The organism is Anatilimnocola aquadivae (assembly GCF_049819085.1).
In the GTDB taxonomy this organism is placed as follows: domain Bacteria; phylum Planctomycetota; class Planctomycetia; order Pirellulales; family Pirellulaceae; genus Anatilimnocola.
The window spans coordinates 4,450,794-4,468,271 of the sequence record NZ_CP187419.1; the positions used below are offsets into that span (position 1 = coordinate 4,450,794).

Annotated in this window: 10 protein-coding genes; all 10 read right to left on the reverse strand. The window is 57.6% G+C overall.

Features of this window, described 5'->3' with window-relative positions:
• Positions 1 to 120: 120 nt before the first annotated feature.
• Positions 121 to 1,983 (reverse strand): glycerophosphodiester phosphodiesterase family protein, encoded by a 1,863-nt coding sequence (locus tag NA78x_RS17705; protein WP_425613701.1) that lies wholly within the window; start codon positions 1,981 to 1,983, stop codon positions 121 to 123.
• The gene (locus NA78x_RS17710; RefSeq protein WP_425613702.1) at positions 1,973 to 5,083 is read right to left on the reverse strand and encodes an efflux RND transporter permease subunit; all 3,111 of its coding nucleotides are present in this window, start codon (positions 5,081 to 5,083) and stop codon (positions 1,973 to 1,975) included. The genes NA78x_RS17705 and NA78x_RS17710 overlap by 11 nt, the downstream gene beginning before the upstream one ends.
• Before the next feature lie 2 nt (positions 5,084 to 5,085).
• Positions 5,086 to 6,372, reverse strand: a complete 1,287-nt coding sequence (locus NA78x_RS17715; protein WP_425613703.1) for an efflux RND transporter periplasmic adaptor subunit — start codon at positions 6,370 to 6,372, stop codon at positions 5,086 to 5,088.
• Positions 6,373 to 6,438: 66 nt separating this feature from the next.
• Positions 6,439 to 7,635 carry a M20/M25/M40 family metallo-hydrolase gene (locus tag NA78x_RS17720; RefSeq protein WP_425613704.1) on the reverse strand — a complete coding sequence of 399 codons (1,197 nt, stop codon included), beginning with the start codon at positions 7,633 to 7,635 and terminating at the stop codon, positions 6,439 to 6,441.
• Positions 7,636 to 7,702: 67 nt separating this feature from the next.
• Positions 7,703 to 9,346, reverse strand: a complete 1,644-nt coding sequence (locus tag NA78x_RS17725; RefSeq protein ID WP_425613705.1) for an AbgT family transporter — start codon at positions 9,344 to 9,346, stop codon at positions 7,703 to 7,705.
• Positions 9,347 to 9,390: 44 nt separating this feature from the next.
• Positions 9,391 to 11,229, reverse strand: a complete 1,839-nt coding sequence (locus tag NA78x_RS17730) for an SLC13 family permease (RefSeq protein ID WP_425619460.1) — start codon at positions 11,227 to 11,229, stop codon at positions 9,391 to 9,393.
• 125 nt (positions 11,230 to 11,354) lie between these two features.
• A complete protein-coding gene (locus NA78x_RS17735) occupies positions 11,355 to 12,944 on the reverse strand; it encodes a DcaP family trimeric outer membrane transporter (protein ID WP_425613706.1) in 1,590 nt (529 codons plus the stop codon).
• Positions 12,945 to 13,085: 141 nt separating this feature from the next.
• Positions 13,086 to 14,378 carry a threonine/serine ThrE exporter family protein gene (locus NA78x_RS17740; RefSeq protein ID WP_425613707.1) on the reverse strand — a complete coding sequence of 431 codons (1,293 nt, stop codon included), beginning with the start codon at positions 14,376 to 14,378 and terminating at the stop codon, positions 13,086 to 13,088.
• A gap of 65 nt (positions 14,379 to 14,443) precedes the next feature.
• On the reverse strand, positions 14,444 to 16,105 hold the full coding sequence (locus NA78x_RS17745; protein WP_425613708.1) for an MFS transporter: 1,662 nt from the start codon (positions 16,103 to 16,105) through the stop codon (positions 14,444 to 14,446).
• Positions 16,106 to 16,178: 73 nt separating this feature from the next.
• The gene (gene glsA / locus NA78x_RS17750; RefSeq protein WP_425613709.1) at positions 16,179 to 17,171 is read right to left on the reverse strand and encodes a glutaminase A; all 993 of its coding nucleotides are present in this window, start codon (positions 17,169 to 17,171) and stop codon (positions 16,179 to 16,181) included.
• Between the last annotated feature and the right edge of the window lie 307 nt (positions 17,172 to 17,478).

Genomic DNA, 17,478 nt, shown 5'->3' on the forward strand with positions numbered 1-17,478 from the left:
CCATGGGTGTCACCCGACTAACGCTGCCACGCAGCATCGACACCGGTTGAAGGGAATTCAAAGAATGATTGTCCCGACAATACTAGCGATCGTTTGCCGCAACCGTCAAGCAGCGAACGATTAGATGCCCAAAAGTAAACGTGAAGATTGTAATAGTTGCTCCGCACCGCTCATTTCGGACCATTCTCGTCGGACCGCAATCGCAAGGTCTGGATCGGAAGTAATCAGATTATCGACGCCGCGTTGGATCCACTGTGTCATTGCGGCGCGATCGTTGACAGTCCAGACATGGACTTCGCGCTGCAGGCGATGGGCCGAGCGCAGCATCGAGTCGCTCAGATGATCGGCCCGCACACTAAACACATCGACCTCCAGCCGATTAACGTCCCCCAGCGAGTGGGCAATGATCAACCCCACGCGCTGCTCCGGATTTCGCCGTTTGTTTTCTAGCAACGCTTCGTAGTTGAACGAGGTGACCAGAGCATCCTGCGTGAATCGATGCGCAGCGACAACCTCCGCAACTCGCCGCGCGAGCCCCTCGTCGGGGCCGTAATACTTCAGTTCGATGTTGAGCTTGATTCGCCCCTTGGCTAACTCGATCACCTCCGCCAACGTCGGCACTCGTTCAGCGGCGAAGGACGCGTCGAACCAGCTGCCAACATCGAGTTGGCGGAGTTCCGAAAAGTTGAGATCGGCCAGCCGACGGGAGTCGCCCGCGACTCGTTTCAGGTCTCGATCGTGGAGCAGGATAACTTGGTGATCGGCGGTCAGTTGGACGTCAATTTCGGCGTAATCTGCCCCGCTTTCGATCGCCTTGCGAATTGCAGCCAGCGTGTTTTCCGGCGCGGCGCGAGCGTGACCGCGATGAGCAGTGATTTGCACCGCAGGCTTGGCATATCCCGTTTGTGTCAGACCGATCCAGATCAGCACGGGAGATAAAAGCACCGCTGCGAGGGAGACATACACGAAACGCGTGACAATGATCGAGCGTGGTCCGTCGCTCGCGGTGTTTTCTTCGCTTTGGTGGCCCACATCGATGCCGAGTTGCTCGGCCCGCGTCAGGTAGAGTCGCCGTGTTAGCAATCCTTGCCCCACCGCTGCGACAAACGAAACAGCTGCCAGCAGCAGGGCTTGAACGATCAACAGCAGCAGCAATAGCCAGCTTGATCGCTCGGTGGCGGAGCCGATTACCAAGACAGCAAACTGACGATACGCGAGGCCCACCAGGGTCGCGAGCAGCAACACCACTCCTTGCCACCCGACAACAAAACATGCGACGCGCCAGGCGATGCCACGCATGCGGTCGCGACTGGTGCGCAAAGCTCGGTGCGCAAGCTGTTGTTCGAAGAGAGCAATCGGCAGTGCGAACGCCCAGCGCACATACAACCAGAGCCCCACCGTTCCCGCACAGAGAAGAATCACCAACCCGATGCTGACGGCAACCCAGAAGATGGGCGGGCGATCTGTCCAATAGAAGTAGATATCGTGCTGAGATAAGAGCAGACCGTAGAAGAACACCGCGATCGCGACAAACGGCGCGAATGTCACTGTCAGCAAGATGACTTTGACTGCGCCGAGTTTGAAGATGTTGAGCGGCTTGAAGAGAAGTCGTCTCAGCGAGGAAGCTATTTGTGGGCGTTCGTTGTTCGTCGCCAACGAGGCCACGAGCATGACTCCAGCTTGCTCGATTAAGCGTGAGGCGACCGCTACGGTACCAAAGAGAGCCGCATAGAGGATACCCAGCGGTGTGAAGAGAAAGTCAAAAATCTCGTGATTCGTCACCGTCGCACGCCCGGCTTGCATCAGCACGGTGCGCAGCAGCAAAGCGACGGCCGGGGCCAGCAGCCAGGCATCGACCAATTTGAACAGCAACTCGTAGACAACCAAGGCGCGCCAGGCACGCGTGAAATCGTACCAGGTCGCGCGAACGACGGTCGGTGCGCTAAAGGGGTGATTGTCGCTGTTGGCGGTGCTAGAGGGCATCGCCGCTGGGCTCCTTGGCGGGGGTGTTTTCGTCGATATTGAAGAAGATCGCATACAACACAGGCACGACAAACATGGTTAACACGCAGGCGAACATCAGGCCGAACATGACCGTTACCGCGAGGCCCGAAAAGAACGGGTCACTCAGTAGCGGAATCATGCCCAGCACTGTGGTGATTGCAACCATCATCACCGGACGCAATTTGGCCGTGCAGCCATCAAGAATCGCTTTGTAGGGTGCCTTGCCCGCGGCGATATCGACGGCCACTTTGTTCAACACGACGATCGAGTTTTTGATCTGTTCTCCGCCCAGAGCGAGGGCGCCCAGCAGAGCCATGAAGCCAAACGGCACACCGGTCAGCAGCAGACCTCCGGTGATACCAATAATGGCCAGCGGCACCGTCAGCCAAATCACTGCGGTGGTGCGAATGGAGTTGAAAAGACAGATGACAATAAACACCATCAGTACGAGTGCGGCGGGCAATTGTCGCGCGAGCGCGGCGCGGGCGTTGCTCGAATCTTCATACTCTCCGCCCCATTCCAGCGAATAGCCCTCGGGCAACTCGATATCTTCAATCTGCTGACGGACTCGTCTGAACAACACACTTGGCAGGTCCGTGCGCGGGTCGGCATGCACGGTAACCGTGGGAAAGCGATCGCGCCGCATGACGACGGGATTCTCCCATTCCATTTGCGGCGTCGTGGCGACCTGACTAAAGGGAATCATTCGACCAGCGGCCGGGCTCCAGATCTGCATGCTCTGGATCGCACCGACCTCGCTTCGTTCGTCCAGCGGAGGACGAGCAACGATTGGCAGCAGGCGAGTCTCCTGCGGATAGATGCCCGCACCAGCGCTGCCAGGCTCTCGATAGAAACCAACCACGCGTCCTTCCAATCCCGTTTCCAGAGCTTGGGCAACTTCCACCCGCGTCAGGCCGTTGCGGCGAGCTTGCATTTCGAGCAAGTCGGGACGGAGCACTTTCTCGCGTTCTCGCCAATCGTGGCGAACGCAGACGGCTCCACCATCGTTGTCGATGATTTTGAGAGCTTGACTGGCCAGTTCGCGCAATTTTTCGGGATCAGGTCCGCGAAAGCGTGCTTGAACACGCCCGCCCGCACCTGGTCCCAGCAAGAATTTTTTAGCCACCGAATTGGCATTCGGATGCTTCGTATCGAGATAGTCCTGAATCTTCAGAATTAGGCCATCGATCTTCTTTTCGTCGTCGACATCGACCAGAAATTGGACGTAGGCCCGGTTCTCGCGCTCAACCGAATAGACCAACACGAACCGCAACCCACCACCGCCCACAAAGGTCGTCAGGTGGGTCACGTCGGGCAAATCTTGAATGAACTTGCCCACGTCGGCAGCAAATGCGTCCGATTCGAGGATATGCGTCCCTGCGGGCAGGAACGTGTCGACCATAAACTGCGGGCGAGTGGCCGGCGGGAAGAAACTCTGTTTGACGAGAGTAAAACCGTAAGCCGAGGCCACGAAGAGCACGATCGAGGCAATCACAACGATCCAGCGATTCTTCAGACACCAACTCAGCATCGCGCGGTAGGTAGTAAATACGATGCCGCCATACGGATTGCTGTTGGTTGCTGTTTGCGGAATCGGCTTGAAGGCCAAATAACTAAGCAGTGGGGTAATCGTAATCGCCGAGAACCAACTGAGACTCAGCGAGATCAAGATCACCCAAAACAGTGAGTTGCAGTATTCACCGGTCGAGTCATCCGACAATCCAATCGCCGCAAAGGCCACAACGGCAATGGCCGTCGCCCCAAACAGGGGCCATTGGTTCTGAGCGACCGCGTCGCGCACGACAGCCAGCTTATTCTCGCCAGCCTCGATGCGGATCCGAATCCCCTCAATGATAATGATGGCGTTATCGGTCAGCATGCAGAGCGCGATGATGAGCGCGCCCAGGGAGATGCGCTCCATCAAAATGTCGCCATCGATGAACATCACGAGAAACGTGGCCATGATGGTCAGAAACAGCACCATGCCAATGATCAGGCCCGTCTTTCGGCCCATCGCAAACAGCAGCACCACGACCACAATCGCGACTGCCTTGAACAAGTTGAAAATGAACTCGTTGGTCGCGGCAGTAACCGCTTCGGGCTGAAAATTGATCTCGCCAATTTCGATGCCGATGGGTTGATGCTTGGCGAGTTCGGCAAGCTTCGCGCGCACACCCTTGCCCACGGTGACCACGTTGCCACCTTGGACTGTGGAAATACCGATGCCGATGGCGGGTTTGCCGTCGTAACGCAGCAGGCGTCGGGGCGGATCACGATCACCGCGTTCGATCGTTGCTACGTCGCGCAGAAACAACTGTCGCCCGCTGCTGCTCGAGCCGATGACGAGGTCGAGCATTTCATCCGCGGAATTGAAGTTGCCTTTGGGATCGAGCGCGATGTGCTCGTCGCCAACGCGCACGCGGCCACCATCGGCGGCAATGTTTCTCGCTTGCAATTGTCGGTAGATCTGATCTTCGTTAATGCCCAGCCGAGCCAGCCGATGCCGAGAGATCTCCAGAAACACAAGTTCCTGCTGCTCGCCAAAGAGCGCAACCTTTTTTACATCGCTGACGGATTGCAATTCTCGACGCAGAAACTCGGTGTAGCGGCGCAGTTCCGGATAGCTGTAACCTTCGCCCGTGATTGCCAGAAAAATGCCGTAGACGTCGCCGAAATCGTCAATCACTTGCGAGTTGCCACGTACTGAAGGAGGCAACTGTGGCTGCACATCGGCGATCTTTCGGCGCAATTCGTCCCAAACCTGCGGGATCGAATGTTTGTCGAATTGATCCTTGATAACAACGCTTACGACCGAGCGGCCGCGCGTCGATTCCGACTCGACGCGATCCAATTGTCCCAGCTGCTGACACGCACTTTCGATGTGCGTGGTCACTTCCTTGGCCACTTCCTCGGCGCTCGCGCCGGGATAGGGCGTGATGATCAGCGCCTCTTTGATTGTGAATTCCGGATCTTCGAGCCGTCCCATGCGGTTGTAGGCTACGAAGCCGCCGATGACGATCAGTGCCATCGCCATGTAGAGCACGCGATCATTGCGAACCGACAAAACTCCCAGGTTCATGTTTAGCCGCCTCCCAATTCGTCGCCAAGATCACGGACCTTGACGCCCTCACGGAGAAAGCTGACACCTGCTCGCGCGATTCGCTCGCCCGGCTTGAGCCCTTCGACGATCTCGATCTGGCCAGCCATCACCAGGCCGACCTTGACCGGACGACGGGTGACAGTGCTATCGGCGTTGATGACCCACACAATCTGCTCGCCCGCGCTGTCTTTAAACACCGCCGCAATGGGGACTAGGATTCGGCTGCCCAGGATGTTGGCCCGGCGATAAGAAAGCAGGACCGAGGCGGTCATCCCTGGCAGCACGTTCTGCTCTTTGGGAGCTTGCATCCCCACTCGAACTGCAAAGGTTTGCGTCGTCGGATCAGCTCGCTGAGCGATTTCTTTGACATGCACCGGAAAGCGAACTCCCGGCACGCCGCTGAACTCCGCTTCGATTTGGATGATATCGGCAGACTGCAAATTGGCGGCCATCACCGACTCGGGAACGTCGACCACCACTTCCAATTCGTCGACATCTTGAAACTTCACCACTGGCGACTTCGCGGCAATGTTCTGCCCCTCTTCGACAAACCGCTGAGCGATCACTCCGTCGTAAGGAGCTCTCAGAGTTGAGTCCGCTAGTTGCAAGTTGGCTTCGACCACACGCGCTTCGAGTCCGCGCACTTCCGCTGCTCTGGCATCGATATCTTCTTCACGGGCGATGGTGCCAATTTCGAGCAGTTGGCGGGCTCCCTTCAGGTCTTCCTGAGCGATGCGGTACTGCGCTTCGGTTCGTTCAAATTCCTGACGAGAGGCGGCATTCGACTGCAGCAATCTCGAATTGCGTTCGAACTCGGAACGAGCATTGGCAAGCCTTGCCTCGGCGGCCCGCACGTCTGCTTCGCGGCGAAGGCGTTCCTCAGGACGATCACCGGCGAGCAGCGCTCGGAGGGCCGCCCGCGATTGATCGAGTTGGCTTTGCAAGGTCTTCAGCCGGGCCTCGAACTCCTCTTGTCGTAGCTGGGCGACGATCTCACCTCTCGTGACCCTTTGGCCTTCCTTGACCGGCAACTTGACCAACAGGCCAGGGACTTGAAAGGCAAGTTCCACGCGATTGGCAGCGTCGACCTTACCGGGAAACGACCGCGTGTTTGTGGCTTCACCCTCGGTTACCACAAGGGTCTTCACCGGGCGAACGAGTTCGACCGAACTCGGCTTGGCTCCCGTGCAACCGGCAGCAGCCAGCAACAGCAAGAGGCCAGCCCGCCAATGCAGCTGGTATGGAGGATCGTTGTATCGAAAGGTCATAGCGGCTTATTCAACTCCTGCCTGGAAACATTGCAGCTTGCGCACTCATCCCTGGACCGCATGGTACTAAAAATCCATCGTTGCCAGCAAAATTGCCAGGCGACATCCTTGGGCAAACTCGGGCAAATCGATGTATTCTTTGATCGTATGAATCTCGTACTGCCCGGCACCAATCGTAACCGTGGGCACGCCGTGCTTGACGAGCCAGTTGGCATCGAGCCCGCCATTGGAAAACACTGTAATCGGTTTTAGCCCTAGCGCCTCAACCGCTTTCAGTGCTCGTGAAACGGCAGGTGAATCAGCGGGCAGATTGAAGGGCGGATACGAGGGCTTGCTGGTGAACTTGACGTCGGCGTTCGCACCACTCGCATCCATCACTTCGGCTTGAGCTTTGGCAAAGGCCGCGCGATAGGCCGCGCAAATCTCCGTCGCAAAGGTCAGTTCGGGACTGCGAGCCTCGCCGACAATGTGGACGTAGTCGGTGACGACGTTGGTGGCGTCGCCGGCGGGTTTACCGGGCTTGCCGCCGAAGATGCCTGGATTGCTCGTGCCGTTGCCGTTGGGCTTGGTGACCTTGCCAAACCAACCACCGCGATGGGCCTCTGTCAGCGCGATTGAGGCGACGAGTGTGGCTGAGATGCCCTTCTCGGGAGCGACTCCCGCGTGGGCGGCCTTGCCAGTGATCTCAACTTCCCAGTTTTCCTGCCCCACGGCACCGATGATTAATTCCGCCGCCAACTTGCCATCGACGTTAAAGCACATCGCGGCATCCTTGAGATCTGCCGGCTTCAGTTCGCGGGCCCCGTGAAGACCACTCTCTTCGCGCACGGTAAACAGCAGCGTGATCGGTGGGTGCGGCAAGTTGCGCTTGAGGAGCGTCTCGGCCAGTGAGACCAACACGGCACAGCCAGTGCGATTGTCGCCGCCGAGGGCAGTGGTGCCATCCGAGACGACTTTATCTCCTTCGCGCCTCGGCTTAGCGCCGGCACACAGAGGTACCGTATCGAGGTGCGTGGAGAAGAGAAGTCGCTGCCCCGGGCGATTCCCCGGCAAATCGACGTAGAGATTACCAGTCTGAGTAGGCAAGGGAATGCGTTCGTGCACCGTGTCAAAGCGAATCGCCGAGGCGGGAACGCCAATCTTTTTCAATTCGTCGATTACGGCCTGGCCAATGGCCGCTTCTTCGCCAGTCACGCCTTCCACTGCGAGGAAGCGCATCAAGTGATCTTCAGCTGCCTTAACGTCCAGGGGAATGTTGCTCATACGATCGCTCCGCTACTTCGCTTTGTTAAAAGTGCCCGCTCGACTCAGTTGCGATTGCAACCAGTAATTACAGGCCCCAGGGAAGTCCCAACTGCTGCCAGATGGCGAAGAGAGCCGTCCAGACCACAAACATGATGACCACATAAGGCAGCATCATGGAGACTACCGTACCAACACCAGCCCGGCTGTCGTATCGCTGGGCGAAGCCGACCACGAGGGCAAAGTATGCATTCAAAGGAGTGATGGAGTTCATCGGCGAATCGGCGACGCGATAGGCTGCCAACACCGCTTCGGGCGCTACGGCCAGGTTGATTAGCAGCGGCACAAAGACGGGAGCGAAGAGCGCCCATTTGGCGATGGCACCGGTGATCAACAAATCGATGAGGGCAACGACGATGATGAAACCAATCAACAGCAGCAACGGGGGAAAGTTCGCCGACTTCAGCAGATCGGTCATCGTCAGGGCGAGCAGAGTGCCCATATTCGTGTAGTTAAAGTAAGCCACAAACTGACTGAGAACCAAGAAGAGCAGAATCAAGCCTCCTAGCCCGGCCATCGCCTTTTCCATGGCCTTAATAATTGCGGTCAGACTATTGAGCGTCTTGGCGCCATATCCATACGCGGCACCCGTCGCGAGAAACAAGATCATGATGAGGGCGATCAGGCCATTCATGAACGGTGAATTGCCGATCAGGGCACCTGTTTCGACATCACGCAGCGGTGCCTTCTCCGGCAGCGAGAGAAACGCAAACACGGCGAGAGTCGCAATCAACGCAGCGATCGCAAACCAAAGCCCGCGAGTTTCGTCGGCCGAGAGTCCGCTGGCAGTTTGATTTTTCACTTCATCCGTCGCGTGTTCCGGATTGTATTTGCCCAAGCGGGGCTCCACGAAGCGATCGGTAATGAACGCCACCAAAAAAGTGAGCACGGCGACCGAGGCAATCGAGAACCAAAGATTCGACGCGAGGCCAATGGACTTCGTAGGGTCGACGAGATGAATGGCGTCGTTCGTAAATTCGACGAGGACGGCATCGAGCGGCTTGATCAGCACGTTGACCGTGAACGCGCCGGCGACGCCAGCGAAACCCAACGCCAAACCGGCGTGAGGATGCCGGCCGACACTGATATACGCGGTCGCCGCCAAGGGAATCAAAACCAGATAGCCTGCATCGGCCGCGATGCTCGAGAGGATGCCGACAAACGCCAGAATGTACGTGAGGGCCCAGGCCGGTGAGAGCATTACCAGCTTGCGAATGAGGGCATTCACCAGGCCCGATTCCTCAGCGACACCGACACCGGCCATCGCGACAATCATCAGGCCCACTGCTGTGAAACCCATAAAATTCGGGATCAACGACACGTAGACAAAGCGAATACCTTCTGTGGTCAGCAAACTGCGGGCGGCAATTGTCCGCTTTTCGATGTCGTAGCTTTTCTCTGAGTAACTGTGATAGTTGATAGAAGAGCCCGAGTCGTAGATTGGCGGCTCGTAGGCAGCATCGACCTCAGTCTTGGCGTCTTTCTCGCGCGGCACAATGATTTCGGTCGTGAACTTCGCACCGCTCAAATACAGCGCGTGCGACAAGACAACCACGATGCCGATCAAGATCAAAAAGATGATGACGGGATGCGGGACCTTGTTGCCGACTTTTTCGACGACGTCGAGAAAGCGTTGCATCACCGACTTCGGCGCTTCGATAGCTTTACTCATGGCAGGTATTCCAAGGTGGTAAGTCGCGCGGGCCGCCTTCGGGACTATTTCAACGGCAGAAGCCAGGGAACCATAAACACACAAACGATCATTACCAGAATGCTGAACGGCACTCCGATTTTGATAAAGTCGCCAAAGGAGTAGTTGCCGGGGGTGACGACGAGTGTGTTGACTGGCGAGGAAACCGGGGTCATGAAGGCTGTGGACGCGGCCAGCGCCACGATCATCGCAAACGGATAGGGCGAGGCCCCCAAGTCTTTGGCCACGGCAAGTGCTACCGGTGCCATTAAGACTGCGGTTGCCGTGTTGGAAATGAACAACCCCAGGATCGCGGTGATAGCAAAGAGTGCCCCCAGTACCACGTAAGTGCCCACCCCCTCAGTAACTGTCATCAGACCGTCAGCGGCGAGGTCGACACCGCCCGTTCTTTGCAGGGCGGTGGAGAAAGGCAACATGCCGACGATCAAGACAATTGTCTTCCAGTCGATCGACTTGTAAGCACTGGTCAAGTTGACGATGCCGAGGCCCCCCATGAGCAGGCAGCCAATGAGCGCCGCTTGCACGTTGGGAACGAGGCCGCTGACCATCAGTCCGACCACGAGACCCAGGCAGCCTAACGCGAGCAGCGCCTTGCCGGGAACCGGCAGAACGTCGTCCAATTCGGCGGGAAAGTTCAACACGACCAGATCGTGGCTTTGCGATCGCAAGTTCTCAATTCGCTGCCAAGGACCGATCAAGAGCAGTGTATCGCCGACTTGTAGTTTCTCTTCGCTCAAGCCACCTTCGACGGCCTCTTTACCGCGCCGCAGTCCAATCAGCGTTAAGCCGTATTTCTCCCGCAATTCGCTGCTAATGGCGGACTTGCCGATGAGATCGGAAAGGGCTGGCACGATCACTTCGGCCATGCCGATGTCCTGGGTAACATCGCTGAAGTAGGCACCCGAAAGGGACATCATCTGCAAGCCAAATCGCTCGAGCAAGTCTTGGACGGGTACCGTCTCATCAAAGCGGTTGAGGAGCAGAATGTCGCCCGCTTGCAACCGCGTTTGTGGCGTAGGCTGAATGAGCGAGCGATCTCGTTCGATCGCTACCAGTTGAGCATCTGGCTTATAGTCTTGCTGAATCTCTTCAATCGACTTACCGATCAGGATCGAGTCTTGCTTCACCCCGACACGGTATTCACGCCCCTCAAGCTTGTAAGTCAGAATCCAATCGGCAAGGCTGGGACGCTGCTTGTTGCTGGCGCTATTGGGGTCGCCAGCAGACAGCCAATGCCGGGCGAACAACATGTAAACGATGCCCATGACGAGCACGGGAATGCCAAACGGGGCAAAGCTGAAGAATTGAAAGCCAGCCGTATTCGCCCGCTGAAGTTCGGCATTGACCACCAGGTTCGGGGCTGTAGCGACCAGCGTCATCATGCCGCTGATGAGTGCCGCCATGCTGAGTGGCATCATCAGGCGACTCGGCGAGGTTCCCGTGCTTCGCGAAATGCGCAGCACGACGGGAATGAAGATCGCGGTTACCGCCGTGGAACTCATCGTGGCACCCAGGCCACACACGACTACCATCAGCAGCACCAGCAGAGTAGTGTCGCTGCCGGCTGCGCGGGCCGTCAGCCAGTCGCCGAGCAGTCGGGCCACACCAGTGCGCACCAAGCCATCGCCAATGACGAACAGGGCGGCAATCAAGACGATGTTGGCATCTGCGAAGCCCGCGAGTGCTTCGTTCATGGTGACGACTTTTTCGCCGGTCACCACGCCCACGAAAGGGAGCAAAGTCAACACGATCAGCGCGACCGCGTCCATTCGCGGTCGATTGATCGCGAACATCACTACAGCTGCAACGAGCAGGCCTAGAACTAAGCCGAGAGCTACGCTCATTCGATTGAAAAGTTGTTCGTGAAACCGTTGAGGCAAGTCACGATCCGAATTAGATCGTTTCGGACGGTTTCATCATCGTGTGTTGTAGTCCACGATGCGCAGGCTGTCCAGGAGCGTAGCTGCTCTTAGAAATTGTACTGAAACAGGCCGTTAATCCGATTCACCTCGGCCGATTGTCCGTTGAAGTTTTGTCGCTCACCTCGCAAATATTCGATGCCGAACGACATGCGTGGGATGGGAATCCACCACAGGTTCACGGCCATATAATCGCCGCGATCATAGGTGGTGCCGGGCATGCCCACATTGTTATCTACCTCAGCCACCGAGTACGTGAAGACCGACAGCCAATGCTCGTTGTACCAATGCTCATAGCTGGCGTTCCAGGCAGTCGAAGTCACGATATTGAAATCGCCGGTAATCGGATCGACCTGTCCGTCGAGCCCTTGGCCAACAAGATCCTGAACATAGCGGGCAGCACCAGGGCCCCAAGTCCCTTGCACAATGATGCGACTGCGGGTCAACCCCGATGGGTTCTCATCATGCACCGGGTCGGTCCCCAGCACGAACGCCCAGGGATGAAAGACCGTGCTGCCACTAATGGCCGCTGCCGTCTGCCGCTGAACATCGCCGCCAACGGTGGGTTGATAGCCAAGCCAACGCAGCAAACCTGAGATCTGCACGTGGCCGCGATCGGCTTCAAACCGCCAGTGTGTCGTCAAGTCGGGCGAATCTTGCACGGCAGTGCCCAGACCGCTGGTGGTAATGTCGGAGAACGGGCGTTCCATCGCCACGGCCCAACTGGTTCGTTCGGTGATGGGCAAAGTCATGCGCGCCGAAGGATGCCGCTGATTGATCCAACCATTGGGACCTTGAAAATCGACCACGCTGGGCCAGGCATTGCCGTTCATGAACACCGAGTTCTGCTGACCAAAGCGGAAGAAGCCAAAGTCGAAAAACGCGTGCCGCAAACGGAAGGGATTACCACCGCCGCCTGCTGCCTGGTCGGTGCCATTGAAAAAGTCGCCTTCGATCATTGTGTGGACATTCCAGTCGCAAAAGTCGGTGGGCGTCCACGACTCAAACGCGATGCGACTCATGCGAGCGCTCATGTTGAAGTTGCGACCCGTGGTCTGAGGCACGGGAATGGTGTTGGGCACAAACGAGTCGCGCGAACCAATCGGATTGAAATCGCCCAGCGCTTGGAGACGGACAAAGCCGCGAATTCGAAACGAAGTGTCGGTGCCCGGTGCCAAAAATGAGCCCGGGAACATGCCACCCACGACCAGGCCCTCGCGCGCAGCTTGCGGAACGACGACCGGTGGTGAGATTGGAGTGAACTCCGGCATGCCCGGCGCGCTTTGGTAGTCGCGTGCTTCGTAACCGGGCGGCGCATAGTCGGGAAGTTGACGGGCACCGATGCCGATTTGATCGAAGTAACCGCGATCATAGACGTACGAAGGAACAGGATCCGACTCTCGATCGTAATCGGCTGGATACCCCGACATCCCCGGCGCGTTCTGCTCATTGCTCGACGGGTAATAGCCGTAGGGAATGGTGTTCGCCACGGGAGGCTGCGCGAATGTGCTGACGGGTTCGATGATCGCCGGTGCGGCGGTGACTTCGCCAAATTCCGGCGGTGCTTGGGCCAAAGCAATCGCGGGAGCAAGTACGAGCAACGCCCATAGGGCGACGAAGCATTGTTTCGCTTTGTTCATGAGCCGAATCCCCGCAAGCTCGCCTTGCCAGCTGCTAAAGGCAGTAACCGCTGAGCAGCAAGCGCTACAATCACTACAATCGGCAAGGTTTACCGGCAACTTCACCCTTTAGGGGGCAAACCGGCATGAAGGCACGCAACGCTAGCGTTTGCGGCGATGTTTGAGGGGCGAATTCGCGCGACCAATCAGCAGGCGCCAGCCGCCAAAGCGTTCGCTGAGCCACTTATAAAGCGAGGCCCCCATCAGCGAGCCCAGAGCCAGGGAAATGAAGATGAACAGCGTCGACACCAGACCGTCGACGCCCGCCGCGCGGTCACTCAGCATCCGCGTCACACTGAGTAGCCCCAGCGAACCCGGAACTAAGAGCCAAAAGCAAGGTAGGAAGGTTACCATCGCTGGCGGCCCTTTGAAGCGAAGCTGAATCAAGTATCCGAGCGGGGTGGCGACCAGCATGCCAAAAAAGCCGCTGATCTCTTTGCCGAGCACGGCCGCCCCCAGTTGCTGGGCCGCGAACGTCAAAACAAGAACCAGTTGCATCCACCAAAACGAATTGCGCGGCGCGGAGAAGTGAAAGAACACTCCGATCCCGAACACGATAACCCCCAGCCATTGCACCCACGGAATCTGCACCTGATCGGAAGCTTCAATCAGGCTGTCGGAGCTGACGCCAACAAGTGCCGCGCCGGCAACCAGCCCAAAGGCCAACAGCATCAGATGCACAAACCCGGTTGTCAGTCGACTGCTGCCGCTCACCATGTCGCCGTACACCAATTCGACCATCCCCAGCGAAAGCATCGCGCCGGGAAGGAACGAAACGAGCGGCGGAACCAGCGCATGAATGGGGACGACCGGCAAATCGTACTTCACCGCCAGATAGACAAAGGCGGAGACGAGCGCGGCTGAAATTACCGGCAACGGCACTGCTAGTACCGGCCGATCTTTATTGAGCAACTTGAGCGCGCCAATGCCAGCGCCGAGCAAGGCAGCGACCATCATATTCGTGAATGCCGAAGCCAGAATCATGGCGACACCGACGGCGAGGATGGCGTGCCCCACGACGGAACCGATGGCTCCGAAGCGAGGCGAGGTCCGCATGATGGCCGCAAGTCGCTCCACTCCTTCGCGAGGCGTGATGCCGGCGGTCAGGGCCGTATTGCCCAAGTCATAGACGTCGGCAATTTGATCCAGGCGCAGGTCTCGGCTGGGACCATCGGCGATCGCAATTCGGTCGTCTTCGCCTTCGCTGACGGAAATGAAGATGGCAGTTGGAAACACAACTACTCGGGACCGGCGGGCCTTATAAGCAGTGGCGACGCGCCGCAGCAGCAGTTCCACCTGGGCGGTTTGCTCGCCACTGGCCAAGTAGGCTTGCCCTAGCCGAAACAAGAACTCCAGTAAGGCCTTCGCTTCAACGGTGGCAGGAGGCTGGGCCATAGGCTATTCGGAAATGGGTACAGTGGCCGGTGCAATGCCCAGCCACTTGCTGCCAACGAAGTACGCTATTCCTTTTTCGGTGCTGCATCACCGGGAACATTGCCCGGCGTGTAACTTGGCAACCAACTGCAAGGGAAGATAGCCAGCAGCGACAAACCGGCCAGCACGACAAAGCCGATTTTCAAAGCCCGCAGACGCGATTCGGAGTTGATGCGAACCACTTCGTCCACCTGTTCGACGGTGGCCTTGGTTTGCCCCAATCGCTCCTTGAGTTGATCGTTGCGAATAAAGTTGATGTTGTTCAAGTCAAATTGGCTGGCAAGTTCCGTCTGCTTGAACTCGGGCGAGATGGTCGGGTTATCGATCACCTGGGTGTGGATCATCGTCGATAGCAAGCCGACGAGCAGCGTACCCATGAGGGCCGTGCCCACAGCAGCAGCGAGATTTTGCGTCACACCGCGCAGCGAACCGACGTCGGCTGCGAGCGCCTTGGGCGCCGAAGTGACCAGTACGTTGAAGAGCAATGTAACGAGGGCACCTTGACCCAGGCCGACGGTAATGAGGCCGATAATGACCGGCGCGACGTTCCAGTCGTTGCTGACCACGAAAGCCAGCCACAGCGTGCCCGCAGCGACCAACACAAAGGCAGCCCGAGCAATGGCGCGCGGTGAGAAGCGATCGTAGAGCCTGACGATGAGAATGGCTGTAAAAAAGACCGTCAACATAAACGGCATCATGGCGATGGAAGTCGCCATACTCGAACTGCCTTGCACGATTTGAATGTACAGGGGAACCGAGAAATTGATGGCAGCTTCGGTACCAACAATGACAAACAGGGCGGCTGCGGCAGCCCACTCTCGCGGCGCATCGATCACCTCCAACGACAATAGCGGCGTACCACCACTGAACGCATGACGGTGTGTCCAAACCAGGAAGCCGGTACCAATCACCAGGCCAATGACGATCAATATCGGTGCGGGGGAAACGCCCAGCAGATCGAAGGGTGCCGCATCGCGGGCGAGCAACAGCCCCCAGTTACGCAGATTGTTGAAGCCAAACGTAATGCAGATGATTGCTACCGCCGAAAGCAACACTCCGAGGAAATCGATTTTGACATCGGGATTGCCCGTGGATGGCTTCAGCTTGAAGCTCAGCAGCAAGATTGCCGCGGCATGCACAATCAGCAAGGCAAAGCCGAGTCGCCAGTTGATGGCGGCGAGAAAGCCGACCGTCACAAAGGCCAGCACACCGGCGATCGCTCGGGCCGAGCCCAGCCAGCCAACTGCTTGAGCTTGTTGCTTGCCGCGATAGTGATTCGCAATGAGCACGACGAGTGTCGGCACGAGAGCAGCACCGGCAAAACCAGCGAGGCCTTGGGCGGCGAGCATGATGACGGCGGTGGGACTGGCCACCATCATGATCATGGCGGCGAGAAACATGGCCACCGCGATTTGAAAGAAGGTCTTCGACCCAAAACGCTGCCCCAACTTGCCGCCGAGCATGATAAAGCCCGAGACACCGAGCGAGTACATCACGATGGCGGTTCCCACGGTCGTGGGCGGGGTGTCGAAGCTCGCCACCATGCCGCCCATCGAGACCGGCAAAGCAGCCACGTTGAACGACATGAGCATCTGGCCCATGGCGATAACGATCATGGGAACCCATGACTCTTTGACGTCATCGTCGTCGGCCACACTTTGATTCTTGGAATTGTTTTTTTTCGCCATGACGCTGTACCGATCAGAAATGTTGCGAACGCTGAGTTGAATTGCCGCGGGGCAGGATTGTTGCGTCGGAAAATCAAACTTCCGGCTGCGATACGAATAGATCCATGCCCAGTCCTTCGGAGAGGTACTTGGCAACTAGTTGTCCCTTGACGCTATTGCCCGCCTGGTCCAACGGCGGAGCAAAAGTGCCGAGACCAGCCTTGCCGGGCGAAACCGTCACAATGCCGCCGCCGATACCGCTTTTGCCTGGCAGTCCGATATCGTAGAGCCATTCGCCGGATGTTTCGTACAGTCCCGCGGTCGTCATCACGACGAGGGCGTAGTGGCAAACCGAAGCATCAATGACGCGCTGCTTGGTGATTGGATTGACACCGCCATCAGCCAGCGTTGCGCCCATTACGGCCAGATCCTTGGCACTCACATTGAGCGAGCATTGCCGAGTGTAGAGGTCGACCGCTTCGGCTGGGTCGAGATAGACGCGGCCATAGCTTTGCAACAGACGCGCGATGCCTTGATTGCGAAAGTTGGTCTCCGAAGCGCACTGAAAGACTTCTTCGTTCAGCGACAAGGTGCGCCCCGCAAAACGCGACAATCCCGTGTGAATGAAATTCCACTTTTCGGCAAGCGTGCTACCGGGAACGAGGCTGGTCGTGGCAATTGCGCCTGAGTTAACCATGGGGTTCGTGCGACCACCGGCGCCCTGCTCGATGGCACCGAGAGAGTTGAACGCCAAACCCGTGGCGTTAACGCCTATCTTCTCGCGCACGACTTGTGCGCCCAGCACTTCGCAGACCAGTGCGAAAATGAAGGGCTTGGAGACGCTCATGATCGTGAACTCTTCGTTCACGTCGCCAGCTGAAAACACTTTGCCACGAGTGTTGACAACGCAAACGCCGAGCGCGTCGCGCGAGGCCCGTGCCAAGGCGGGGTAGACTTGCGAGTTCTGGCCGTCTTGGTTGGTCTTGAATTGCTCGTAAGCCTCGGCGACCAGACTGCTCACCAGTTCATCAGGAGGCAGATGCCCCGTAGAAACGTACGGTTTGACAGTAGATGACTTAGAGTTCATGGCAGGTTCCTCTAGGTGTTATGGTTTGTGCGCAGCAGTGCTAGTGATGCTCTTTGCTAACTGCTCTCTACCTCTACGCCACGAAACCAATTCGGAGCGATGAAGGCGGACACCGCAGCGTTGAGAAGGAGAAGATAAATTGGTCGCTGGACCGAGATGAGCACTGACTTACCAAACGGCTTTGAGTCTAGCCGTGCCCTATGCCAAACACAAGCGTGCCGTGTCGCGAATACTAGTTCAATAGGTAATGATCATCTCAGTGCGAAGGTTGCCTGACAATTCGCGGTTCCTGCAGTCCCGATGGCAA